The following is a 22400-nucleotide window of genomic DNA, read 5'->3' on the forward strand; positions in this document are numbered from 1 at the left end:
TCTGTTAACACAATGTTTCTAATTTGTACTATTACCACTGCTGGTTTTTTAACCACCGCGCCCGCGGCCCGAGGATTGCTCGGGCGGCGGGCAGGGTGGTCACGCGACGCCTTCACTGTCGAAGGCTAGAGTCGCGGCGACCAATCGTCGGCTTCCAGGAGTTGCTTGACGCGGCTGATGAATCCCGCCGCGTAGGCGCCGCTGCTCGACGTGCAGGTCGAGCCGCTGCTGGTCGCCGAGATCGTGGTCGACCAGGCGTACGACCGGGGCCGATACCGCCATCCCGTCCGCGCCCTGCGCATCCGGGCCGACCTCGGTCCCGACGACGTGGAACGGTGACGGCCGTAGGCGGGGCCCCGGGTGAGTCCACCGGTCCCGGCGAACAGGTCGAGCACAGGAAACGGCCCCCGAGGGAGGTCCCCCCGGGGGCCGGACTCGCCTTGCGCCCTGCTCAGGCCGCCTGGATCCTGTTCGCCGTCGTGTCGGCCGACCCCTCCGAGGCCAGGGGCGCGAGTGTCCTGCCCGCCTACCTCGAGGTGTTCCTGGTGCCCGGGGTGCTTGTGCTCGCCCTCGTCCGTTCCTTCGACCGAACCGCCCGCGCCTGGGCCGGGGGTCTGGCGATCGGCACCCTGCTGGGTGCGCTCGCCGTCGCCGTGGTGACGCTCGCGGTCACGGCCTGACCGGCCGGTACCGCACACTCAGCTCGGCCGTGGGGTCGCCGACGCCGACCCGGTGGAGGTAGTGCGGCCGGCCACCGGGGAGGTCCAGCAGCCGGATGCCCTCGCCGAGCAGCACGGGCGCGATGTGCAGGTTGATCTCGTCGAGCAGCCCGCGTTCGAGAAGCTGGCCACCGATCGTCGGCGAATGCACCTCGACGTTCCTGCCGCCGGCCGCGGCCAGCGCGATCCGTACCGCCTCGGCCACGTCACAGTCCAGGAATGTGACGCCGTCGGCGGGCTTGGCGTCCTCCGGATGGTGGGTGAGCACAAAGATGGGTCCGGTCCAGGCGCCGCCGTAGACGATGCGGGGATCCGGGAAGTGGTCCCAGCCGCGCCGGCCGCCCAGGATCGCGCCGGTGGTCGCGACGTACTCCTCGATCAGGCCCGGCTGGGGCGAGATGCCGGTCATCATCCAGTCCATCTCGTGGTTCGGCCCGGCCACGAACCCGTCCAGGGACATGGTGAAGTGCCAGAGCACCTTGCCGTTCGCGGTCTGCGGTTCGATGTCGTTCACTGCTGTCTCCTCTGCCGGCTGATTGCCTCGTGCGGTATTGAGACGGCATCCACCGCGGAATCTCATCGGTCCAGGGTGGGTGGGAGGTTGAACGACGGGAACAGGGCCGGCTCGTGGAACGCGACGATCTCGGTTATCCGGCCGTCGCGGACCCGCAGCACGCCGATGCCGAACGGCTCGTACGCGTGCCCGCCCGGCGGACACCGGTACGTCGCCGCGGCCAACTGGCCGTTGGCGCTCGCCGGCAGCATGCGCAGTGTTCCGATGTAGTCGGGTGAGCCGGCGTCCCAGCTCGCCGACAGCGCTGCCAGCACGCCGTCGCGGTCGGCGAACCACTCCGGGTACGGCGGCATCGTCGCCCGCACGTCCCGCGCCAGCAGCTCGGCGACCTCGGTCAGGTCGCCGCGCTCCACCGCGGACATGTAGCGGCGCAGGATCCTGCGGTCCTCGTCGGTGGGCGGGGCTGACGGGGCCCAGTCCGACCGGCCGGGCGGCAGGTGGGTGCGCAGGGTGGCTCTGGCCCGTTGCAGTGCGCTGTTGACCGAGGCGACACTGCCGTCGAGGGCCTCGGCCGTCTGGCGGACCGGCCAGCCCAGCACGTCGCACAGGGTCGTCGCGGCGCGCTGCCTCGGCGGCAGGTGCTGGATGGCGGCCAGGAACGCCAGCTCCAGCGTCTCCTTCGCGACCACCGCGGCCTCCGGGTCGTCGGCGCTCGGTGCCACCGGCTCCCACAGGTGGCCGGGGAACGGCTGCAACCACGGGCCGGCCGGCGAATCGGCCTGGTCGGGCAGCGTCCGGCGGCTCCGGCCGTCGAGGAAGTCCAGGCAGGCGTTGGTGGCGATCTGGTACAACCAGGCGCGCAGTGAGGAACGGCCCTCGAAGCCGTCCCGGCCGCGCCACGCCCGCAGGAACACCTCCTGGACCAGGTCCTCCGCCTCGTCGAACGACCCGAGCATCCGATAGCAGTGCACCCGCAGCTCGCCCCGGTGCCGCTCGGCACGTTCGGCGAAGTCGGTCACCGGGCGGCCGTCCGGGCGTACCGCAGCTGGTGGGTCAGCTCGCCGCCCATCGGGGCGTCCCGGGTGACGCCGTCCGCCGACCAGCCGGCCTTCTCGTAGAACCGGCGGGCCCGCTCGTTGCCCTCCAGCACCCACAGCACCGCGCGCGGGCCCAGGTGCGGCAGCGCGTCGTCCATCAGCGCCCGGCCCACGCCGGTTCCCACGTGCCCGGCTGGCGCTCGCCCGCTGAGCTGACCTCCGTATAGGCCGTCGCCCCAGACCGTCAGCTGGACGGGCGAGTCGGCGTGACCGCAGCCGCCCTTCTTCATCCATGCCTCGTAGTCGCCACGAACCCACCGCCCAGCCATCGGCCATCACCAAACGGACGACAGGGTACGAGGCAGTCAGACCAAGATCAATTCCTGGATCCTTTCGCCGAGCCGCCGGGGACGGTTCATCGGGTCGCTCCCGTCCCGAGCGCGGCGAGGGTGGCGGCGAAGCGGGACGAGGGCGCCTGGGCCGCCACCGCCGCGGCGTCGCCGGCGGTGTCGACGTCCCGCAGGAGGGGCAGCATCCCCACCGACAGGCCCGTCGTACGCAGCCGTGACAGCTGGGCGGCGCCGGTCGTGGGCTGCGACATCGGCACGCCAAGCAGGAGCGCGGGGTCGGGCTGGCGCAGGCCGAGCAGCCAGAACCCGCCGTCGGCGGCGGGGCCGAACACGGCGTCGCGGGTGGCCAGCGTGGCCAGCGCGCCGGCCAGGAGCGCGGGGGTGACCTGCGGGGTGTCCATGCCGATCAGGACCACGGGCAGCGGGTGGGCCCGGTAGGCGTCCTCGAAGGCGGCGGCGAGCCGCTCGTCCAGCCCGGTGCCCCGCTGCGGCAGGACGGCGAAGCCCGGTGGCAGCCAGGGGCCGGTGCCGCCGCACAGTGCCAGCACCCGGTGGCGCGCCGGGGCGTCGGCCACCGCGCCCAGGGTGTCGGCCAGCGCGGCGGTGGCCAGGAGCGCGGCCTCGGCGGGGGTGAACGGCGGGGTGAGCCTGGTCTTGACCTGTCCGGCCACTGGTTCCTTGGCGATGACGACGATCTGGCCCCCACCGTCGATGTCGTCGACGACCCGGCATGGGAGCGGGTCACGCCGTCGGTCTCCCGCCGCGCGGGGCGCGCCGGGCCGCCCGCGGCCCCGGGCGTGCGCGGCCTGCCACATCCTGCTCGGATCGCCGGTCATCTCGTGCCGCCCCGCTCGCTCAGGACTTTGCGCATGTCGCCGACCGCGCGCAGCGTGCCGCGTACGGTGCCGGTGACCTTGGACCGCCCGGCGCGAGGCAGGTAGTCCACCCCGGTCTCGGCGATCCGCCAGCCCTGGTCGGCCGCCCGCAGCACCATCTCCAGCGGGTAGCCGAAGCGCCGGTCGGTCAGGTTCAGGGCCAGGAGATCCGCGCGGCGGCAGGCCCGCATCGGGCCGATGTCGCGGAGCCTCGTGCCGGTACGGCCGGCCAGCCGCCGGCCGAGGAAGGCGTTGCCCAGTCGCGCGTGCAGCGGCCAGGCCGCTCCCGGCACGGGGACCCGCCTACCGAGCATCAGGTCGGCGTGACCTGAGACGACCGGCCCGGTCACCCGTGGAAGCTGGCCCGGGTCCAGCGACGCGTCGGCGTCCATGAAGCACACCACCTCGCCGGTCGAGGCCAGCAGTCCCGCATGACAGGCGGCGCCGAACCCGCGTCTGGGCTCGCTCACCACCAGCGCTCCCAGTTCGGCCGCGACACGCGCCGATCCGTCCGTGGAACCGTTGTCCACCACGATCGGCCGGTAACCGTCAGGCATCCGCCCCAGCACCCACGGCAGGGCCGTCTCCTCGTCCAGGCACGGGAGCACCACATCGATCTTCATGCTTGAGACGCTAAGGTCGACAGGGCCTGTCAACCCTTATGCGGTGGTGACGTGTCGCGGAAAAATCCCAGCTCATACCTAATGTAGGAGGGTGATCACACACTTCCGGCGGCGGGTCAGGAGCCTGCGTGCGGAGTACGGCCCGTCACGGGCGGGTGCCGGTCCCGACGGCCGCCGGAGCGGGCCGGCGCTCGTCGTCTGGGCTTCGCTCGTCGCCGCGGCGTTCGCCGCCGGGGCCGTCCTGCACGCGCTGGGCATGCTGCCCATCGACCACCTGCCGCCCCTGCACGGGCACTTCCGCACGCCGCCGCCCTCGCTCGCGGCGCCCCTGCTCCTGGCCGTCCTCGCGGTCGCCGCGCTGCCCGCCCTGATCGCGCGGCTGCGCTTCGGGGTGGCGCTGCTCGTCGCGTACGGCACGGCTCTGGCGTGGACGGTGCTGCTGGCCGTCTCCGGCGAGGGGCTGGCCCGGCCCCTCACCGGCCCGTACGAGTACCTGGCCGTGCTGCCCGCGGTGGGGGACGACCCACTGGGCTGGCTGGCCTCCTTCACCGAGCGGCTTCCCGGCTATCCCACCCATGTGCGGGGGCACCCGCCGTTGCCCGTGCTGGTGCTGTGGGCCCTGGCGAGGGTGGGGCTGCCCGGTCCGTTCTGGGCGGCGGTGCTGGTCGTGGTGGTCGGGTGCTCGGCGGTCGTGGCCGTCGCGCTCACCGTCCGGCGGCTCGCGGGAGAGGAGATCGCTCGGCTCGCGTTGCCCTACCTCGCGCTGAGTCCGGTCGCGGTGTGGATCGCCACGAGCATGGACGCTTTCTTCGCGGGGGTCGGCGCCTGGGGGGTGGCCCTGCTGGTGCGCGGGGGTGCCGGGGGCAGGGCTCGCGTTCTCCCGGGGGTGGCGGCCGGAGCGTTGCTGGGGGCCCTGCCGTATCTCAGCTACGGCCTGGTGCCCTACCTGCTGATCCCGGTGGTCGCCGCCTTCGCCGCGCGGATCTCCCGCGCGACGGCGCTCGCCTGCCTGGCGGGGACGGCGGCGGTCACGGCCGCCTTCGCCGCGGGCGGCTTCCTGTGGCCGTCGGGGGTGCTCGCCACCCACGCGGAGTGGGCCGCCGACCCCGGCGCGGCCCGGCCCTACCTCTACTTCCTGGTCGCCAACCTGGCCGTGCTGGCCCTGCTGACCGGCCCGGCGAGCGCCGCGGGCCTGGTACGGATGACGCCCGGCGGCGTGCGTGCCCTGGTCGCGGCGGCGATCGTGGCCGTGCTCGCCCTCGACGTCAGCGGGGTGACCAAGGGAGAGGTCGAGCGCATCTGGGTTCCCTACGCCACCTGGATCGTCCTGGCCGCCGCCTGGTCGCCGAGGTCGCAGGGGGTGCAGGGCCGCCGGTGGCTCGCCGTCCAGGCCCTGGCCGGACTCCTGCTGCAGGGCCTCGTCATCTCCCCGTGGTGATCCACCGGACTCGTGTGCCGGTACCCGCCGCGACAGCCTGGTGCGCCCGGGACGGGTCATGGCCGCCGAGGGCCGGAGCACGGACCCGGCGTACGCGATGTCGCCGTGGCAAAGGTCAGCCCAGGGGCGCCGCGGCGAACTCCCGTATCCCCTCGGCGAACCCGATCTCCGCGCGGAATCCGAGATCACGTGCGGCGCGGTCGGGGGCGGCGACGATGTGCCGCACGTCGCCGAGGCGATACTCGCCGGTGGTGACCGGTTCGGGACCTCCGTGCTCGGCCGCGAGAGCGGAGGCCATCTCCCCGATCGTGCGCGGTTCGCCGCTGGCCACGTTGCAGGCCGTCAGCGCCCCTCGGGGGGTGACCGCTCCGAGGGCCGCGAGATTGGCGCGGGCCACGTCCCCGACATGCACGAAGTCACGCCGCTGGCGGCCGTCTTCGAACACCTGGGGGGCCCTGCCCGCCTCCAGCGCGGATCGGAAGATCGCCGCCACCCCGGAGTAGGGGGTGTCCCTGGGCATCCTCGGCCCGTAGACGTTGTGGTAGCGCAGCGCGACCACCGTGCCGCCGACCTCCCGCGCCCAGTTGGCGGCCAGGTGCTCCTGGGCGAGCTTGGTCGTGGCGTAGGCGTTGCGGGGGTCCAGGGGCGCGTCCTCGTCGATCACGGCCGGGGTCAGCTCCGCTCCGCACCGCGGGCAGCGGGGCTCGAACCCGCCGCGGGCGAGATCCTCCCGCGAACGCGGGCCGGGCCGGACCCGGCCGTGTCCCGGGCAGTCGTAGGCGCCCTCGCCGTACACCACCATCGACGAGGCCAGGACCAGCCGTCCCACATCGTGTTCCGCCATGGCCGCGAGCAGTACGGCGGTGCCGTACACGTTGACCGACGCGTAGTCCGGCAGATCGGAGACGTCGGCTCCGAGGCCAACCTTCGCCGCCTGGTGGACCACCGCGTCCGTTCCGCGCAACGACCGGGTGAGCAGCTCGGTGTCGCGCACGTCGCCGACCAGGTGCCCGGCCCGGGGCCGGAGGTCGAGACCGGCGACCTCGTGGCCGGCCGCCTCCAGCAGCTCGGCCACATGACTTCCGATGAACCCGGCCGCGCCGGTTACCAATACCCTCATCCCGCCGACGCTATTGCCTGATCCGGTGGCGGCCGGAGAACGGCGCGAAAGTTCGCGGCCCGTAAGAACTTCGCCTCGGCTCCGCGGCGGACGCGTGTCGACCGGTTACGCGCCCCATACGCCGGTCCGGCCGGCCGCCTGCGCCCCTCCCCGCGCCGTCACTCACCCAGCCGCCCCGGTCGTCTTCGGTGACCGGGCACCCCCTGGCTAACACGCCTCGATCACTGTCAGATCAAGATTCATAGCAGTAAGTTATACTGCCCAGAAGGGCCTTTTCCCTCTAAAACAGGACTTAGAGCCTCATGTCGGGCTGCTTGTGTGAGCGTTCCTCCGTTTCGCGTCAGGTACTGACTCCGGGGGTGATCCGTGTCAGATCGACCATCGCCAGGACCCGCTCAGCACGACGGTGAGCCCGTTCCGAACCCCGGCCGGAAAACCACGCGCCCAGGCCGAGGCCTCACCGAGTGGTTGCGCGAACATCCGCCGCCCGGCCCGTTCCGGCCGGAGTTCTGGCGCAGCCCGTTACGCGGCCCGTGGCTGACCTCGGTGTTCGGCATCGTGCTGCTGGTCGGCATCCCCATCCTCACGATCACAGGGCTGCTGTCGTACGCCGCTTACAATCCCCGGCTGCCGGGCAACGACATAACCCCCGGCAAGGGACTGCTGGGTTTCTATCTCTTCGACTGGCCCACGCATCCGGTGTGGCTGTACCGGCTCACCCAGGGAGTGCACGTCATCCTCGGGCTGACGCTGGTGCCGGTGCTGCTGGCCAAGCTGTGGTCGGTCATCCACAAACTGTTCGCCTGGCCGCCCGCCCGCTCCCCCGCCGAGGCGGTGGAACGGGCCAGCCTGCTGCTCCTGGTCGGCGGGGCGGTGTTCGAGTTCGTCACCGGCATCCTCAACATCCAGCTCTTCTACGTGTTCCCGTTCTCCTTCTACCCGGCGCACCTGTACGGCGCCTGGATCTTCCTGGCGGCGTTCGTGGTCCATGTCGCCTTCAAACTGCCGCGGATGATCAGCGCGCTGCGATCACGCGGCTTCCGCCGCGAGCTGCGCACCGGCCTGGCCGACACCCACCCCGAACCGCCCGACCCCGACGCTCTGGTCGCCCCCGACCCGGCGGCACCCACCATGTCCCGGCGCGGCCTGCTCGCCTTCGTCGGCGGCGGCTCGATGCTGATGTTCGGCCTGTCCGTCGGCCAGACCATCGACGGGCCGCTGCGGCGCACCGCACTGCTGGCCCCCCACGGGCGCGTCTACGGCCCGGGACCGAATGACTTCCAGGTGAACAAAACAGCGGCCGACGTGGGCGTCGACATGGCGGGGATGGGCCCGCAGTGGCAGCTCACGCTGATCGGGCCGCACCCGGTGCGACTGTCCCGCACCGACCTGCTGGCGATGCCGCTGTACACCTACCGGCTGCCGATCGCCTGCGTGGAGGGGTGGTCGACCGAGCAGACATGGACCGGCGTTCGCCTGGCCGATCTGGCGCGGCTGGCCGGAGCGGCGGTGGGCGGGGTCGACGTCTTCGTCCGGTCCCTGCAGATGGGGGGCGTGTTCAGCCACGCGTCGCTGAGTGCCCGGCAGGTGGCCGATCCCCGTTCCCTGCTGGCGCTGCGGGTCAACGGCGCCGACCTCTCCCTCAACCACGGGTTCCCGGCCCGGATCATGGTCCCGAACGCCCCCGGTGTGCACAACACCAAGTGGGTGCGTCAGCTCGACTTCCTGCCGGCGGATTCATGAGGTTCCGGGTCCGTGACCTGCGCCGGCGGGCGACCACCCGCTACGGCGCCGACCCATTGCACCTGCTCGCGCTGCTCGCCTGCTTCGCGCTGGCCGGTTACGCCGCCAGCCGGGTCGTCGTCGCGGGCATCTGGGTGGGATTTCTGGTGTGGTTCGTCGGCGCCGCGATCATTCACGATCTCGTACTGTTTCCCCTCTACTCCCTCGCCGACGTCGCCGTGCGGTCGCGCCGGTGGCGTCCCCGACCACGGCCCGGCGTCCGGTGGCCGCCGATGACCAACTACCTGCGCGTACCGGGCGGTCTGTCCGGACTGCTGCTGATCGTCTGGTTCCCCCTCATCCTCGGGGGATCCTCGCGCACCTACCGGGGGGCGGTGGCCTTGGACACGAGCCCGTACCTGGGACGATGGCTGCTGGTGACCGGTGTGCTCTTCGCCGGATCGGCGATCGCCTACGCCGTCCGGCTGCGACGAGACAGAGCCCCCTCCGTATCACGAGGCAAGATCTCCTCCGGACCGCCAGGCCCTCCCAGGCCGTCAGGCGCCCCCGGCCCGCCTGGACCATCCGAGCCACATGCTCCTCCTGAGCCTCCCGGGCCGCGGCCGGCACCTCCCGATTGAGTACATCGGCCTGCGCCCGCCCGCACAAAAGCACCACCGGCGACCTTGGCGACGGCCAGCGACGCACGCACCGCGTCACGCATCAACTGCACGCTCATCCGGAAGCCGTGGCCGGTGGCATCGGCACCGCGTCGCCGGGCGTGGCCCGGCGGTATTCGGGCCCCCTGGGCAAGGTCGGCAACTGCCAGATCGGCGTGAGCGTGCACGCGCTCACCGATTGGCCACCTGGACAGGCCGATGCCCCACCTGTCATCAACAGCCGCCCCAATCCACCTAACAAAGCACTACTGGCTAGGCATTGGTTCACTACTCTGTGGTACCGTGTAGTGGTACTCGGTACTACAAAGTACCAAGAGACCGAAGAGGACCCACGATGGACGACCTGACGGAGATGCTGAAGGGCACGCTTGAGGGCTGCGTGCTTGAAATCATCGGCAGCGAGGAGACCTACGGGTACGCCATCACGCGTCGGCTGAACGAACTCGGCTTCGCCGACGTCGTCGAGGGGACGGTTTACACCATCCTGCTGCGACTGGAGAAGAACGGGCTCGTTCAGGCGACGAAACGACCGTCCGGGCTGGGCCCGCCGCGCAAGTTCTATGCGCTCAACGACGCGGGGCGCGAAGAACTCGCGACGTTCTGGGCGAAATGGGAGTACATCACATCACGGATCGACAAGCTCAAGGAGGGCGGGAGATGAACTTCTGGGAGGCCATGACAGGCAGCGATCTCACCAGGGAATGGAAGGCGTTCGAAGCCCGGGCCGAGGCATTGCCGGCCGACTACCGAGCGGCGTGGGAAGAGATCAAGGGTCATCTTTCTCCCTACTCGGACTTCACGGGTCGAAACCTGATGCCGATTCTCGACGGTGCTCTGGGGCTGCTCGAAGAGACAGCGGCCGATGGGCGGAACATTCACGAGGTGCTGGGTGACGATGTCGAGGGCTTCTGCGTGGCACTGGCCGGCGGAGAAGGGGCTCGGAGCTTTCGCGACCGGTGGCGCGAGCAGTTGAACAGGAACGTCACAAGGAAATTGGGCCGGCTAGGAGGCTGACGTGGGCATCCAAGACATCATCGAGGGCAAGAAGCAGTGGCGGGCGCACATGGCGCGGGTCAAGGCGCTCCCGCCGGACTACCAGATCGTCTACAAGGAGATTCAGAGGTACTTCTTCAAGGTTGGACCGATCGACTTACTTGACGGGCCCCTGCTCTCAGGGATCGTCGATTTCTTCGAGGAGGGCGTCGCGGCCGGCAAGGGAGTCCTGGAACTCATCGGCAACGACGTCGCCGCCTTCTGCGACGACCTGGTCAAGGACTCGCGCACCTACGCGGACATCTATCAGGAGTCCATCAGCGGGAAACCCGGCACGGCCGAGAAGTAACACCCGTCGACCGGTGCCGGCAGAGTTCTTCGATGCCGGGCAACATGAGCCTGGATTCGATGCTGACGGAGATCCGCGGGTTGAACGCGATCCGGGCCGGCGTCGAGACCGCCCGTGGCCTGGCTGTTCCAGGGGAGCAGGCCGACCGGCGAGTCGGTGAGCGCGAATCGGAGGGGGTGCGGCTGCTGGCCATGGACATGAGCGTAGGAGCCCACGTACCGCTGCAGATGGCGCAGCCCTTCCAGCGCCGCTCGGTCGTCCGGCGTCAGAGCTTGCCTCTGAACCAGTCGAGCAGGTAGGTGCGCAGTCTGGCGGCGTTATGCAGTGCCACGGATGTCACCTGGAAATCCTGAGCGTCACGCCGGCGGCCGGGCGAGTTTGGCGGCCACGGCGTCGAGGACCCAGTCCAGGCCGGTCGCGAAGGACGCCTCGGCGTCCACCTCCGTGCCGTCGTGCACGGCCTTGGCCAGCGCTGGGAAGCGGCCCGTGGCCAGCATCCTCCTCACATGCGGGCCGGAGGCGCGCTGCCACTCGCGCTTGGACAGGCCCGTGGCGCGCTCGGCCCGCAGGTTCGCGATCTCGCGTCTGATCGCGCCAGTGAAGTAGGCACTGACAGTCTCCACGGCGCGCAGGACGGTGTCGAGGTCGGCGAGGCCGTCGAGGGCGGCCAGCGTGGCCTCAGTCACGGCGAGGGCGTTTGGGCCCAGGGTCGGACGGCCGCCGAGCAGATCGGCCAGCCATTCGTGACGGAGGGTGGCCTGCCTGGTGCGGTGGGCGCGGATGCGCAGCACCTCCCGCCAGTCGCCGGGCTGCTCCTCAGGGAGGATCTCGGCGTAGACCTCGTCCACCATGAGGTCGAACAGCTCCTCCTTGGTGGAGATGTATCCGTACAGCCGCATCGGGCCGGTGTCCAGCCGGGCGGCGACCTTGCGCAACGACACCGCCTCCAGCCCGCCCTCGTCGGCCAGCGCGATAGCGGCGGCAACGATTCGCTCCCGGTCGAGCGGCACGGGGCGAGTCGGCGGCTCCGGCCGGTCCCACACAGTCATAGGTTACATCGTACTGTTGCGATACACCGTAATATGTAAATACAGTGTATCGATATGAGACACCGCATCGCCGTGATTGGGGGCGGCCCCGCCGGCCTAACCTTCGCCTGCGTCCTGCACCGCCACGGTCACCCCGTCACCATCCTCGAACGCGATCCCGCCCCTGACGCCCGTCCCCCGGGGGGCACGCTCGACCTGCACGAAAGGATGGGCCAGCTCGCGCTGGGCAAGGCGGGGCTGCTGACGGAGTTCCAGGCGCTGTCCCGTCCCGAGGGGCAGGCCATGCGGATCCTGGACGCGGACGGGACCGTCCTCCGCGACTGGCGACCCCGTCCGGGTGACCGGGCCAATCCCGAGATCGACCGGCGGCAACTCCGTGACCTGCTGCTCGGCCCCCTCGACGTTCAGTGGGGGCGGGGCGTGACGGAGGTAGTGCCGGGGACCCGGGACGGCGTGCTGGTCCGTTTCACGGACGGGCGGCAGGAGACGTTCGACCTCGTGATCGGCGCGGACGGCGCCTGGTCCCGGGTCCGCCCGGCAATCTCGCCCGCGACGCCGCACTACACCGGCGTCACCTTGGTCGAGACCTCCCTGGACGACGTCGACACCCGCCACCCCGACCTCGCCCGGCTGATCGGCGACGGTTCCATGGCTGTGTACGGCGTGAACCGCGCCCTCGTCGCCCAGCGCAACAGCGGCGGCCACGTCAAGGTGTACGCCCAGTTCCGCGCGCCGCTGGACTGGCACACGAACCTGGACCGGCATCTGGGCCTGAACCGGCGCGCGGGCCTGGACGCAGGCATGGACGTGGGCCTGGACCTGGCCGACGTCGAGGCCGTGCGATCAAGCCTGCTGGCTCTGTTCGACGGCTGGGCCGCTCCCGTCCTCGACCTCCTCCGCCACGGCACCGCTTTCGTCCACCGCCCTCTCTACGTCCTGCCCGTGTCCCACACCTGGGCCCATGTCCCCGGGGTGACGCTACTGGGCGACGCCGCCCACCTGATGCCCCCATTGGGGGTGGGCGCGAACCTCGCGATGCTGGAAGGCGCCGAACTCGCCGAGTCCGTCGCCGCCGCCCCCGGCCCTGGCGATCTGGACGAGGCCGTCCGCGCCTTCGAGGAACAGATGTGGGCACGGGCCGGCAGGTGGGCGAAGATCACGATGGCCGGTCTGGAACGCCTCGTGAGCCCGGACCCCACCGAAGCCCTCGCCCTCTTCGACGAAGTTCAGCCATCCTGACTGCCAAGCGCGAGAGCACCAGCACCAGCAGCTCGCCACGGCTTCACGGGACAGCACGGCACCGCCGCGGTTCCTTCCGGCAGATCCACCGCCCGCCATACGAACTCCGCCACGGGGCGGTGAGCAGCAACCGAACGGCGCCAGTGAGGGCGGCCAGTTCGCGCTGAGCCTGCACGAGGCGCTGGCGACGCTCGACAGCGCTGGCGCTACCGAGCAGGCCACCGTCGTCGAGCGCGTCTTCGCGTAAGCCGCTCAGGACGATCGCTGGACCGACTGGCTATGAAGGTGTGAGTGAGGGCCAGGTGTCGGTCGGTTCGGGAGCCGTTTGATGATCGAAGGCTGTGGAGTGTCGGTGAAAGTGAGAGTCATGCCCGCGGTTGTGCGGGCATGACTCCGGTGACGTTGGGTGAGTTGGATCAGCCGGCCTGCTCGGTGCGTGCTCGGGTCTGGGCGAGGCGGTAGGAGCCGGTGCCGGTCTCGATGATGGTGCCGGCGTAGGTGAGGCGGTCGGTGAGCGTCGGTCCGATTCAGGAAGTGCGGCCCAATCCGCCACAGCACCTCACCCGTCAGCAGCATCGCGCCGAGCGAACGATTTTCCACCGCAGCACCTACCGGTCGATGCAAGACCTTTCGCCCAGCCCCATTCCCAGAGCCGTCACCGTCACCGTCACCGGGCGAGTTTGGCGAGCATGTCAGGTAGTTCCGCTTCGTGCACCACGGCAAGGCGCCTGGTGGCTCGGGTGATCGCCACGTAGAGATCGTGACCCCCCTTGGGTGACTGGGCGAGGATCTCGTCAGGAGCCACGACCACGACGGCGTCGAACTCCAGCCCCTTGGACTGGGTCACGGTGAGCACCACCACCGGCGCCTCGAGATCGACCTCGGCGAACCCGGTATGACGCGCGTCGGGAACGATGACGGCCAGCCGCCCTTCGCCGATCGCGGTGAGCTCAGACTCCACCACATCCGCGAAGCCGAGTGACGTCTGACGGATGGCGCGAGGCGGAGTCTCGCCGGTGCGGACCGACTGCGGGGGGACCTGGTCAGGAGCCACGGCGCGCAGGACATCAGCGGCCACGTCCATGATCTCGGCCGGGGTCCGATAATTGATCATCAGTCGCTCCTCGCGCCAGCGGTCCTCGGCATAGGGAGCCAGCATCTCTTCCCAGGTGCGGGCGCCCGCCGCCGATCCCGTCTGGGCAATGTCGCCGACCACGGTCAGTGAGCGGGTCGGGATGCGCCGCATGACCGAACGCCAGGCCATCGCCGACAGCTCCTGGGCCTCGTCGAGGATCACGTGACCGTAGACCCACGTCCGGTCGGCGGCTGCGCGCTGGGCGGTGGTCAGTGCCGGGCCTCGGTCGTGGTGGCGTTCGGCCAGGGTGCCGACGTCCAGCAGGTCACCGAGCCTCGCCCCGGCCTCGTCCAGGATCTCGAAGTCGTTGTTGTAGGTCAGCACGTCCTGGGCGTAGGCCCGTTCGCCGCGCCGCTCGGCAGCGTTGGCCCGATCCCGTTCCTGATCGCCGGTCAGGTCGGAGCCGAGCAGCTCGGCGGCCTCGTCGAGCAGCGGCACGTCACCCACCGTCCACGGCGCACCCGGCGGACGCAGCAGCTCTCCGGCCTCACCGGTGTCCAGACCCGCCGAGAGCATCGCCTCCCAGTCGGCCAGCAGCTCGCCGACCAGTTGCTCCGGGGTGAGGATCGGCCACAGCTCGTCCATCGCCTGCCGTACCGTCGGCTGCTCCCACAGCACCCGGCACGCCTCCCGCAGCGTCTCCTCCTCGTCGACCCGCATCTCCTCCTCGTCCGGCGGCAGCTCCAGCCACGAGTCGCCGTCGTCAGGCAGCACCACCCCCAGCTCCTCCTCATCCGTCAGCCGCTCGTACTGTTCGGCCTCGGCGGTGGCCAGCGCCCGCAGCATGTCGAGCACGAACACGTGCCGGGCCTCGTTGTGCGGGCTGCGCAGTGCACGGGCGCGGTCGCGGGCGATGACGCAGGTGCCGTGGTCCACGCGGAGCGTCGTCCAGTCGACCACGACTTCCTTGCCGCCGCGCACCGACGTCCGAGCGGGGATCTTGACCTCGAGGTCTCCTTCGGGGACCCGCTGCCGATCTTGTACGGCTCCCGCCATCACCTCGACCATCCGCAGGTCACCCTTGATCACAGCCTGAGACGGGCCATCCTCTGCCGTCGCCGCGATGCCCGGATAGAGCCGCCCGAGCGTGGTCATCACCACGTCGCTCTCGCCGAGGGAGGGCAGCACCTGCTCGATGTAGCGGGAGAACAGGTCGTTAGGCCCGATGATCAGGACACCCCTGCGCTCCAGGACGTCCCTGTGCGTGTAGAGCAGGTAAGCGGCGCGGTGCAGCGCGGCGACCGTCTTACCGGTGCCAGGACCGCCCTGGACCACGAGGGTCCCGTGCAGGCCCGAGCGGATCACGCGGTCCTGCTCGGTCTGGATGGTGGCCACCACCTCGCTCATCTTGCCGGTTCTCGCCCGGCGCAGCGTCGCCAGGAGCGCCGCCTCCCCGACCAGCGACCGGCGGTCGGCGTCGCTCATCCGATCGAGGTCGAACACCTCGTCGTCGACGCCGACCACGGTCCGGTTGCGGGTGTGCAGGTGGCGGCGCCGTACCAGCGAGCCCGGGTTGCCGGGCGTGGCGGTGTAGAACGGGCGGGCGGCAGGGGCCCGCCAGTCGATCAGGACCGGCTCGCCGTCGCCGTCGCGCAACCCGATCCTGCCGATGTAGAGGGTCTCGCCGCCGGAGTCGTCGATCCGGCCGAAGCACAGGCCGTGCTCCACCCCATTGAGCCTGGCGAGGCGCCTGGCGTACTCTCCGGAGAACGTCTCCCGCTCGACCATGCCCCGAGCGGTGCCGTCACCGGGACTGCGGTGCGCCTCCTTCAGAGAGGTCTCGGCCCGCTCACGCGCCTCATCGAGGTGGCAGTACAGCATGGTGATGTAGGACTGCTCAGCTTCGATATGAGGGCTTGACACTTGACGGCTCGACATTTCCTTGGTACGCTCCTTTTAACTGGGCGTTTGTGCGCTTTTCCGTGCGATAGCGCTAAGGAAACGAGTATAGACCGTCCCGTATGCCGATGCACCGGCCACGGCTGACGCAACGCCGCAGCCACCGTGTTCCGGCTCACCTGATACTTGATCGCGATCTGTCGACCCGACAGCCCAGCGTGAGAATTGATGTTGCCCCGGTCTTGTGGACACCTGATCGCTTGGGACGATGTGTCCTGGGAGGAGTTCACAAGTGCCGATGTCACCTCCGCCGTACCCGCCAGAGTTCCGGCGGCGGATGGTGGAGTCGGTCCGCGCGGCCGGACGCCGGAGGAACCGGCCAAGGCCGCCTGCTTCGACTTCATCGAAGGGTTCTACGTCTTTTCACGCGGCTCATGAACCTCTCGACGGCCCCACTGACGCGCTCGCAGTCAGACGGTCTCACCCAACTGTTCGGCCACCCGCTCCAGGCCACCCTTGATGAGCTGCCCATACTCGTCGTCGCCAAGCGCGCCGATCCCGTCCCGCGCCTGCCGGAGGTGCTCACGGGCGCGGCCGAGATCGCCCAGCTTGCGATAGCACTCACTCAAGTTCAGGTGCAACGACGGATACAAGCCGGCCACCGAAAGCGGCACCCCGGCTTGCGCCACCCGCTCATCAGTGATCAGGCCGACGGCGGCAAGCGCTCGCAGATCCCACACCAGCTCCTGGTGCACGTCGTCCTGCACATCGGCCATCGAGTGAGCAAGGACGCAAACATGCAGCGGGTCGCCTTGCTCGCCGCCGATGTCGTCCCAGATCTGCGCGAACAACTCGCGAGCGGCTTCACGCTGGCCTTGGTGGTGATGCAACTCCACCCCCTGGCCGATCCGGGTCATCGTTGGGTCGGCGGTCATGAGCGGCTCCTTCACCGTCGCAGGCGATCATCGCGGTCAGCCTACTCGTCCTACATGGCTTAACGACCTTCAAGCGGTTGACCAGCAGGTTCGCTTGACAGCCCCAGCTAAACCGAGCTGCACAAGCAGCAGATCACCTTCACCGCCGATCGCGCCCAGGCCATCACCGCCATCCGTGACCTCGCCACCGGCTCCGCCCTGGCGGCGTTCCTGGACGAGAACGGCAAGCTGCTGTGAGCCCACGGCAGGCATCACGGCGCGACGCGATGGGCTGGACACAGGCCGAGAACGATGTCGCCGACGTGACACCGTCGGCGAGCGATCCAAAATCACGTGCAACCTGCGCCCAGTCATGCTGGGATCATTCATTATGAATGTCCATTTTCTCAATGACGCCAACTTGACGGACAGGATGGAGCAGAATCTGGCGGAACATGCCTGTCACCTGCATCGGAGCATGAGCGGTGCGACCGTTACAGAGACTGATGACCTCCTAGTCGCCGACAGCGGCCTGGACGACGACACTTTCAACATCGTTGCCGCGGCCCGCTTCACCGTCACCACCGCTACGGCACGTATCACCGAGACCGCCCGGACACTGGCTCGCACCGGCCGCCGCTTCTCCTGGTGGGTGGGGCCCGCCTCGAGGCCACCGGACCTCACCGCCCGCCTGACGGCGGCTGGTCTGCCGGCATCCGAACGCGAGACGGCGATGTGGGCCGAGCTGGACGACACCCTGCCGCTGCCCGCCGCCCCAGGACTGGACATCCAGACGGTGGCCACGCCCGAACAGCTCGCCGACTACGCCGCGGTTCTCGCCGCGAACTGGACCCCGCCCGCTGACACCGTCCGCCGCTTCTTCACCCAGGCCGCCCCGCAGGCCCTGGCCGCGCACTGTCCGGCCCGTTACCTGGTCGGCTACGTAGACGGCCGTCCGGTCTGCTCGGCCGAAGTGTTTCATCACGCGGGGGTTGCCGGGATCTACAACATCTGCACCCTGGCCGCCCACCGCCGACGCGGCTACGGCGGTGCCATCACACTCGCCGCACTCCACACGGCCCGCGACCGAAACCACCACATCGCGGTCCTGCAGGCGTCCACCGACGGCGAGCCCGTCTACCGCCGCCTGGGATTCCGCTCCTGCGGCCAGTTCACCGAACACACCATCAACCCCTGAACACCCCGAACTCCACAAGCCACCTGCCCACTTTCACAACGATCCTGGTCACAGCCACTCGTTGATGGCCGCGACGAGAACGGTGTCGCCTCGTAGCGGACCGCGAGCTTGTCATACCTCGTGGCAACCGCCCGGTGCCTCTTGAGACGATTGATGCCGCACTCGACCGCGTGGCGCTCGCGGTAGTCGGTCTTGTCGAATTTCGGCGGCCGACCGCCGCGGGAGCCGAGTTTCTAGCGGTTGCGGCGGATCTTGCGTTCCTCGATCGCGTCCTTCGGCGCCCGCGCGAACAGGAGCTTCGGCACTGCCTCACCGCCCATCAACGACCCGCTGGGCCCTGATAGTACGTCTAATCTTGCCGCTCAAAAAGGAACGCAGCACAACGTCGGTACCGCCATGGATGGCCTCCTCGCACATCAGCTACCCCTTGCCACGCCATGGGCCCGGCGAGAGTGCCGGCCCCCATCATGAACACTGTCGACGGATGTGACAGTAACCCCGGCTCGCCGTACCGCTCCTACTCACAGGCCAGGTTGCGATCGCGGCGGCTGGAGACCCTTCTCGGCACCGAGATCAACCCCCTACGACGAGCCGAAGCGGTAGACCCCATCGCGTTGCCGAATTGTTCTTGTAGGGGGCTGCCGAAGACCCGTCGTGCGAGGGCATCCTGGTCAACAGCGCTACTGAGCTGATCAGCATCATCATCAGCAGGGCGTCCGCGTCAGCCATCGCTCAGAGGCCGGTCTGACGGGATCGGCTGCGTCGCGGCGAAAGATTTCTCCGGGGCCGTGTCGATCAGCGGGCCGCTCGTTCGACGTATGGGGGCGAGGGCCGAGGGGCGGCCCCGCCGGACGAGGAGAACGCGATGTCGAAATACCTGCTGATCATGCGAGGCACCGATGAAACGAACGCGGCCATGATGGCTGATCTCGACGAGATGATGGTCACAACCCGCCAGTTCATCGAGGACATGATGAAGGCCGAGGTTCTCGTCGCGGCCGAAGGGCTGGACGATCCGGGCCAGGGCGTCGTGGTCGACTTCAGCGGCGAGGCGCCGGTGGTCACGGACGGGCCGTACGGCGAGACCAGGGAACTGTTCGGTGGCTACTTCCTGCTCGATGTCGCCACGAAACAGGAGGCGGTCGAGTGGGCCAAGCGGGTCCCGGCGGTCCGCGGGTCCAAGATCGAGGTCCGGCGGGTGGCCGAGGCCGACGAGGTCCCGCAGGGCAGCGAGAGCAACGGCCAGATCTGATGGGTAGGGCCGACGTCGAGGCCGTCTGGCGGATCGAGTCGGCCCGGATCGTCGCCGCGCTGACCCGGTTCACCGGCGATTTCGGGCTGGCCGAGGACGCGGCCCAGGAGGCGGTGGCTGAGGCGCTGGTGTCGTGGCCGCGTGCCTCTCCGGCCAATCCGGCCGGCTGGCTGATGGCCACGGCCCGGCGGCGGGCGATCGACGCGATCCGCCGCCGGACCGCCCTCCAGGACCGATACGCCCTGCTGGCGGCCGACCCCGCGGTCGACCAGGAAATCGACCCCGACAAGATCGACGACGACGTCCTGGCGCTGATGTTCGTCAGCTGCCACCCGGTGCTCTCCCGCGAGGCCCGGGTGGCGCTGACCCTGCGCGTGGTCGGCGGCCTGTCCAGCGAGGAGATCGCCCGCGCGTTCCTGGTACCCGTACCGACCGTGCAGGCCCGCATCACCCGAGGCAAGAAGACGATCGCGGCGGCCGGGGTGCCGTTCGAGCTGCCGCCGGCCGGCAAGCGCCGGGAACGGCTGGGCGGCGTGCTCAGAGTCCTCTACGTGATCTTCACCGAGGGGTCGACGGCCACGTCGGGCGACCGGCTGCTGCGCCCCGACGTCGCGTACGAGGCGATCCGGCTGGCCCGCACGCTGGCCGCGCTGCAGCCCGACGAGCCGGAGGTGCACGGCCTGCTCGCGTTGTGCGAGCTGACGTCCGCGCGCTTCCCGGCCCGGACCGGCCCGGACGGCACGCCGATCCTGCTCGAGGACCAGGACCGGCGGCTGTGGGACTTCTCGGCGATCCGCCGGGGGCTGGCCGCGCTGGCCAGGGCGTCAGCCCGCGGCCTCGGCCCCTACGGCCTGCAGGCCGCGATCGCCGCCACCCACGCGTCGGCACCCTCGGTCGAGGCGACCGACTGGGACCGGATCGTGCTGCTCTACGAGGCGCTCGGCCGGGTCGCGCCCTCGCCGGTGGTCGAGCTCAACCGGGCCGTTGCCGTGGCCATGGCCTCGGGTCCGGCGCAGGCCCTGGCCATCGTGGACGAGCTGATCGCCTCGGACCGGCTCCCCGGTTCGCATCTGGTTCCGACCGTACGCGGGGAGCTGCTGGCCCGCCTCGGCCGGCGACCGGAGGCGCGCGCCGAGCTGGAGCTGGCCGCCCGGCTGTGCGCCAACCAGCGCGAACGCTCAGTGCTGCTGCGCAAGGCGGCCGCGCTGGACTGACTTCCCCAGCGCGGCCGACCCGGATTCGAGCGCGGCCCGGATGCGAACATGCCTGACAACCGCTGGCCATCGGCCACGGTGGCCCCGACAACATCACTGTGATCGTCATTGACATAAAGGGGGGCCTGCACTGACGCTTCACCGCACAGACACGGGGCCCGCCCATCTCCACTGGGCGGGCCCCGCTGTATTCAAGAGGCTTGACGTTCACCTCGCTCTGCCACGGCGGCGGAGAGGCGTCAGATACTCCTCCAGCACACACGAGAGCAGCTCGCTACGAGATCGAGCCCCTGCCTGGTCCCAGAGCTCGTCGATCACTTTCAGTTCGGCTGCGGTGGCCTGGAACGACCAGATTCGCCGACGGCCAGTGCGTGCTGCGGTGGCCTGACTCGGCTCTCCAGGGGTCCCAGTGGTAACGACGCAGGAAACAACGGATATGCAGGTCAGCGGCCCACCTTCCAAGCTGTGCCCGAAGGTCCTTAAGGGAGCTCCGACCTGCATGTCCGTTGAAAATTTCGCCGATACTACCGGGACCCCCGAACGCCTCGTCGAACGAGGGCGTCCCTGGCCTCGCACAATCGCTCATTTCTGAGAACGCTCACCGCCTGGGCCCGGCTCGGCGTCTTCGGCGGCTCAGACCAGCGCGCCGGCCAGCAGGAAGATCGCGATTCCGTGCGCGAGGGCGGCGGCGATCACGCCACTGCGTAGTCGCAGGAAAGCGCAGATCAGCCCCTCGTACAGGGTGAAGGCCAGCAGCGGCCAGCCGACGTCAGTGACCGTCGAGGCCAGGAAGACGTGGCAGGCGGCGAACAACAGAGCCGACAGCAGCGCCGCGCGGATGGCGCTGGTGTGCTGTTCCAGCCGTCCCTGAAGGAACCCGCGAAACAGCACCTCCTCGGCGAGGTTGCCCACCAGGCTGAAGGCCAGCAGCACCGGCAGCAACGTGACGGCGACCGCTCCGCCCCGCTCCGCCATCGGCGTCAGTAGCGACAGCAGCAGGACCGGGCCGGCGGCCAGCACGCCGCCGCCGACGCCCCAGCTGACCGTGACCGGAGTGAACCGGCCCCAGCGCACCAAGGAGCGAAGCCCGCCGTCCAGGCGCAGCACCCCCGCGGTCAGTGCCAGCGTGCCGAGGCCGAACAGCAGCAGGATCCCCGCCTGGTCGGTGAAGCGCAGCCACGGAATCGCCCCCGCGGCGCCCAACCGCCAGAACCCCAGCGGTGTCATCGCGTCCCTGATCAGGACGAAGCCGAAGATGAGCACCATGATGCGCAGCAGCGGGTCGCGCTCGCCGCGCGCCAGCGCGAAGCAGGCGCCGATCAGCAACAGGCCAGGCAGGATCCGGGCGCCGTAGGCCAGGAGGTCGGGCAGCACGAAGACGTCTCCGTTCAGAGAGGGGAAAACAGGGAGCAGGTGGGGCGACCAGCCCGCCGTTCAATAATGCGAGCTATTCTCAGTTTTCGATACTCGCATTGGAGGCACGTGCTCACGCCCCGTAAACACCCTCGCCAGCAGCGCTCCCGTGAGACGGTCGCGGCGATCCTGGAGGCAGCGGCTCAGCTTTTCCAGCGCCACGGCTACGCCGACACCACCACCAACAAGATCGCCGAACGCGCCGGGGTGTCCATCGGATCGCTGTATCAGTACTTCCCGAACAAGGACGCGCTGCTGGTCGCGCTGGCCGAGCACTACCTGACGCAGAGCGCCGAACAGGTCATCCAGGTGTTCGCCCGTGCCGCCGAGCATCGCCCGCCCCTGCCTGACCTCCTCGCCGACCTGGTGGGGTGCGTGGCCGCTTTGCATACCGACCGGCCTGATCTACACCGGCTGCTGTTCGACCAAGCCCCCCGTACCCCCGGCCTGGTCACCCGCTTCCGGCAAGCCGAACAGCAGATCGCCCACGCGCTGGCGGGCGAACTGCGCCGCCTGGGAGCCGGCGGCCCCAATCCCGAACTGAACGCCCTGCTGGCCGTCCAGGGCATCGAGGCGCAACTGCACGGCGCCCTACTCGACCCCCCGGCCGACCGCGACGCCACCGGCCACGTGCACGCAGTGATCCGCCTCTGGCAGCAAGCCCTGGCTGAGCCCTGCCAACCCGAAAGACACTGAGTAGCCGCCCCAACGGCTGCGGCCCGTTTCT

At 69.8% G+C, this 22400-nt stretch carries 24 protein-coding genes and 2 pseudogenes; 15 read left to right on the top strand and 11 right to left on the bottom strand.

Features of this window, described 5'->3' with window-relative positions; genetic code table 11:
• The first annotated feature begins 210 nt into the window (after positions 1-210).
• Positions 211-339: a hypothetical protein gene (locus ABT130_RS34965; RefSeq protein ID WP_350962863.1), complete on the top strand. Its 129-nt coding sequence runs from the start codon at positions 211-213 to the stop codon at positions 337-339.
• Between the two features lie 101 nt (positions 340-440).
• Positions 441-680: a hypothetical protein gene (locus ABT130_RS34970; RefSeq protein ID WP_350962866.1), complete on the top strand. Its 240-nt coding sequence runs from the start codon at positions 441-443 to the stop codon at positions 678-680.
• Here ABT130_RS34970 and ABT130_RS34975 read toward each other — a convergent pair.
• The 5 genes from ABT130_RS34975 to ABT130_RS34995 all read right to left on the bottom strand — a co-directional run bounded on the left by ABT130_RS34975 (position 670) and on the right by ABT130_RS34995 (position 4118).
• Entirely contained in the window at positions 670-1233 is a 564-nt protein-coding gene (locus tag ABT130_RS34975; RefSeq protein ID WP_350922365.1) for a dihydrofolate reductase family protein, read from the bottom strand. The genes ABT130_RS34970 and ABT130_RS34975 overlap by 11 nt on opposite strands.
• A gap of 62 nt (positions 1234-1295) precedes the next feature.
• Positions 1296-2252, bottom strand: coding sequence for an RNA polymerase subunit sigma-70 (locus ABT130_RS34980; protein ID WP_350962868.1), 957 nt, complete (start codon positions 2250-2252; stop codon positions 1296-1298).
• A complete protein-coding gene (locus ABT130_RS34985) occupies positions 2249-2599 on the bottom strand; it encodes a GNAT family N-acetyltransferase (RefSeq protein WP_350962871.1) in 351 nt (116 codons plus the stop codon). The genes ABT130_RS34980 and ABT130_RS34985 overlap by 4 nt, the downstream gene beginning before the upstream one ends.
• A gap of 86 nt (positions 2600-2685) precedes the next feature.
• The gene (locus tag ABT130_RS34990) at positions 2686-3456 is read right to left on the bottom strand and encodes a TIGR04282 family arsenosugar biosynthesis glycosyltransferase (RefSeq protein WP_350962873.1); all 771 of its coding nucleotides are present in this window, start codon (positions 3454-3456) and stop codon (positions 2686-2688) included.
• Positions 3453-4118 carry a glycosyltransferase family 2 protein gene (locus tag ABT130_RS34995; protein ID WP_350962876.1) on the bottom strand — a complete coding sequence of 222 codons (666 nt, stop codon included), beginning with the start codon at positions 4116-4118 and terminating at the stop codon, positions 3453-3455. The genes ABT130_RS34990 and ABT130_RS34995 overlap by 4 nt, the downstream gene beginning before the upstream one ends.
• A gap of 91 nt (positions 4119-4209) precedes the next feature.
• On the opposite strand from ABT130_RS34995, the gene ABT130_RS35000 reads away from it, so the two are divergent.
• Positions 4210-5556 carry a hypothetical protein gene (locus ABT130_RS35000; protein WP_350962878.1) on the top strand — a complete coding sequence of 449 codons (1347 nt, stop codon included), beginning with the start codon at positions 4210-4212 and terminating at the stop codon, positions 5554-5556.
• Positions 5557-5671: 115 nt separating this feature from the next.
• Here the strand turns inward: ABT130_RS35000 and ABT130_RS35005 are convergent, their stop codons facing one another.
• Complete coding sequence (locus ABT130_RS35005; protein ID WP_350962881.1) at positions 5672-6676, bottom strand: NAD-dependent epimerase/dehydratase family protein; 1005 nt, start codon at positions 6674-6676, stop codon at positions 5672-5674.
• Positions 6677-7144: 468 nt separating this feature from the next.
• On the opposite strand from ABT130_RS35005, the gene ABT130_RS35010 reads away from it, so the two are divergent.
• The 7 genes and pseudogenes from ABT130_RS35010 (at position 7145) to ABT130_RS35040 (ending at position 10719) form a co-directional block, all read left to right on the top strand.
• Positions 7145-8419, top strand: coding sequence for a molybdopterin-dependent oxidoreductase (locus tag ABT130_RS35010; RefSeq protein WP_350962883.1), 1275 nt, complete (start codon positions 7145-7147; stop codon positions 8417-8419).
• Positions 8416-9039: a hypothetical protein gene (locus ABT130_RS35015; RefSeq protein WP_350922383.1), complete on the top strand. Its 624-nt coding sequence runs from the start codon at positions 8416-8418 to the stop codon at positions 9037-9039. The genes ABT130_RS35010 and ABT130_RS35015 overlap by 4 nt, the downstream gene beginning before the upstream one ends.
• 122 nt (positions 9040-9161) lie before the next feature.
• Positions 9162-9257 (top strand): annotated as a pseudogene (locus tag ABT130_RS47845) (transposase); the annotation flags it as partial.
• Between the two features lie 155 nt (positions 9258-9412).
• A complete protein-coding gene (locus ABT130_RS35025) occupies positions 9413-9739 on the top strand; it encodes a PadR family transcriptional regulator (RefSeq protein WP_155350237.1) in 327 nt (108 codons plus the stop codon).
• On the top strand, positions 9736-10092 hold the full coding sequence (locus tag ABT130_RS35030) for a DUF1048 domain-containing protein (RefSeq protein ID WP_350962885.1): 357 nt from the start codon (positions 9736-9738) through the stop codon (positions 10090-10092). The genes ABT130_RS35025 and ABT130_RS35030 overlap by 4 nt, the downstream gene beginning before the upstream one ends.
• 1 nt (position 10093) lies before the next feature.
• The gene (locus tag ABT130_RS35035) at positions 10094-10420 is read left to right on the top strand and encodes a DUF1048 domain-containing protein (protein WP_350922388.1); all 327 of its coding nucleotides are present in this window, start codon (positions 10094-10096) and stop codon (positions 10418-10420) included.
• 32 nt (positions 10421-10452) lie between these two features.
• The gene (locus ABT130_RS35040) at positions 10453-10719 is read left to right on the top strand and encodes a hypothetical protein (protein WP_350962888.1); all 267 of its coding nucleotides are present in this window, start codon (positions 10453-10455) and stop codon (positions 10717-10719) included.
• 57 nt (positions 10720-10776) lie between these two features.
• Here ABT130_RS35040 and ABT130_RS35045 read toward each other — a convergent pair whose 3' ends face one another.
• Positions 10777-11469: a TetR/AcrR family transcriptional regulator gene (locus ABT130_RS35045; RefSeq protein ID WP_350922392.1), complete on the bottom strand. Its 693-nt coding sequence runs from the start codon at positions 11467-11469 to the stop codon at positions 10777-10779.
• A gap of 54 nt (positions 11470-11523) precedes the next feature.
• Here ABT130_RS35045 and ABT130_RS35050 point away from each other — a divergent pair, with 54 nt between their 5' ends.
• On the top strand, positions 11524-12708 hold the full coding sequence (locus ABT130_RS35050) for an FAD-dependent oxidoreductase (protein WP_350962891.1): 1185 nt from the start codon (positions 11524-11526) through the stop codon (positions 12706-12708).
• Between the two features lie 667 nt (positions 12709-13375).
• Here the strand turns inward: ABT130_RS35050 and ABT130_RS35055 are convergent.
• Together ABT130_RS35055 and ABT130_RS35060 are read right to left on the bottom strand one after the other, a co-directional pair.
• A complete protein-coding gene (locus ABT130_RS35055; protein WP_350962894.1) occupies positions 13376-15721 on the bottom strand; it encodes a HelD family protein in 2346 nt (781 codons plus the stop codon).
• 431 nt (positions 15722-16152) lie between these two features.
• Entirely contained in the window at positions 16153-16617 is a 465-nt protein-coding gene (locus tag ABT130_RS35060; protein ID WP_350962896.1) for a hypothetical protein, read from the bottom strand.
• A 457-nt stretch (positions 16618-17074) separates the two neighbouring features.
• On the opposite strand from ABT130_RS35060, the gene ABT130_RS35065 reads away from it, so the two are divergent.
• Positions 17075-17794, top strand: coding sequence for a GNAT family N-acetyltransferase (locus tag ABT130_RS35065; RefSeq protein WP_350922404.1), 720 nt, complete (start codon positions 17075-17077; stop codon positions 17792-17794).
• An 86-nt stretch (positions 17795-17880) separates the two neighbouring features.
• On the opposite strand, the pseudogene ABT130_RS35070 reads toward ABT130_RS35065, so the two are convergent.
• Positions 17881-18021 (bottom strand): annotated as a pseudogene (locus tag ABT130_RS35070) (IS5-like element ISDge16 family transposase); the annotation flags it as partial.
• A 638-nt stretch (positions 18022-18659) separates the two neighbouring features.
• Between ABT130_RS35070 and ABT130_RS35075 the strand changes: the two are divergent.
• Both ABT130_RS35075 and ABT130_RS35080 read left to right on the top strand, forming a co-directional pair.
• Positions 18660-19046, top strand: a complete 387-nt coding sequence (locus ABT130_RS35075; RefSeq protein ID WP_350922420.1) for a YciI family protein — start codon at positions 18660-18662, stop codon at positions 19044-19046.
• Entirely contained in the window at positions 19046-20260 is a 1215-nt protein-coding gene (locus ABT130_RS35080) for an RNA polymerase sigma factor (protein ID WP_350922423.1), read from the top strand. The genes ABT130_RS35075 and ABT130_RS35080 overlap by 1 nt, the downstream gene beginning before the upstream one ends.
• A 633-nt stretch (positions 20261-20893) precedes the next feature.
• Here ABT130_RS35080 and ABT130_RS35085 read toward each other — a convergent pair.
• Positions 20894-21634 carry a CPBP family glutamic-type intramembrane protease gene (locus tag ABT130_RS35085; protein WP_350922425.1) on the bottom strand — a complete coding sequence of 247 codons (741 nt, stop codon included), beginning with the start codon at positions 21632-21634 and terminating at the stop codon, positions 20894-20896.
• 108 nt (positions 21635-21742) lie between these two features.
• Here ABT130_RS35085 and ABT130_RS35090 point away from each other — a divergent pair, with 108 nt between their 5' ends.
• The gene (locus tag ABT130_RS35090; RefSeq protein ID WP_350962898.1) at positions 21743-22369 is read left to right on the top strand and encodes a TetR/AcrR family transcriptional regulator; all 627 of its coding nucleotides are present in this window, start codon (positions 21743-21745) and stop codon (positions 22367-22369) included.
• Positions 22370-22400 lie beyond the last annotated feature (31 nt).

The organism is Streptosporangium sp. NPDC001681 (genome assembly GCF_040298085.1).
GTDB lineage: Bacteria > Actinomycetota > Actinomycetes > Streptosporangiales > Streptosporangiaceae > Streptosporangium.

What these genes read in the sequence shown, in the direction of transcription:
- ABT130_RS35015 (WP_350922383.1), top strand. Translation starts at nt 8,416, where the DNA reads ATGAGGTTCCGGGTCCGTGACCTGCGCCGGCGGGCGACCACCCGCTAC.
- ABT130_RS34985 (WP_350962871.1), bottom strand. Translation starts at nt 2,599, where the DNA reads ATGGCTGGGCGGTGGGTTCGTGGCGACTACGAGGCATGGATGAAGAAG.
- ABT130_RS35045 (WP_350922392.1), bottom strand. Translation starts at nt 11,469, where the DNA reads ATGACTGTGTGGGACCGGCCGGAGCCGCCGACTCGCCCCGTGCCGCTC.
- ABT130_RS35005 (WP_350962881.1), bottom strand. Translation starts at nt 6,676, where the DNA reads ATGAGGGTATTGGTAACCGGCGCGGCCGGGTTCATCGGAAGTCATGTG.
- ABT130_RS35055 (WP_350962894.1), bottom strand. Translation starts at nt 15,721, where the DNA reads ATGTCGAGCCGTCAAGTGTCAAGCCCTCATATCGAAGCTGAGCAGTCC.
- ABT130_RS34990 (WP_350962873.1), bottom strand. Translation starts at nt 3,456, where the DNA reads ATGACCGGCGATCCGAGCAGGATGTGGCAGGCCGCGCACGCCCGGGGC.
- ABT130_RS35030 (WP_350962885.1), top strand. Translation starts at nt 9,736, where the DNA reads ATGAACTTCTGGGAGGCCATGACAGGCAGCGATCTCACCAGGGAATGG.
- ABT130_RS35060 (WP_350962896.1), bottom strand. Translation starts at nt 16,617, where the DNA reads ATGACCGCCGACCCAACGATGACCCGGATCGGCCAGGGGGTGGAGTTG.
- ABT130_RS34995 (WP_350962876.1), bottom strand. Translation starts at nt 4,118, where the DNA reads ATGAAGATCGATGTGGTGCTCCCGTGCCTGGACGAGGAGACGGCCCTG.
- ABT130_RS35050 (WP_350962891.1), top strand. Translation starts at nt 11,524, where the DNA reads ATGAGACACCGCATCGCCGTGATTGGGGGCGGCCCCGCCGGCCTAACC.
- ABT130_RS35075 (WP_350922420.1), top strand. Translation starts at nt 18,660, where the DNA reads ATGTCGAAATACCTGCTGATCATGCGAGGCACCGATGAAACGAACGCG.
- ABT130_RS35025 (WP_155350237.1), top strand. Translation starts at nt 9,413, where the DNA reads ATGGACGACCTGACGGAGATGCTGAAGGGCACGCTTGAGGGCTGCGTG.
- ABT130_RS35080 (WP_350922423.1), top strand. Translation starts at nt 19,046, where the DNA reads ATGGGTAGGGCCGACGTCGAGGCCGTCTGGCGGATCGAGTCGGCCCGG.
- ABT130_RS35065 (WP_350922404.1), top strand. Translation starts at nt 17,075, where the DNA reads ATGAGCGGTGCGACCGTTACAGAGACTGATGACCTCCTAGTCGCCGAC.
- ABT130_RS35040 (WP_350962888.1), top strand. Translation starts at nt 10,453, where the DNA reads ATGCCGGGCAACATGAGCCTGGATTCGATGCTGACGGAGATCCGCGGG.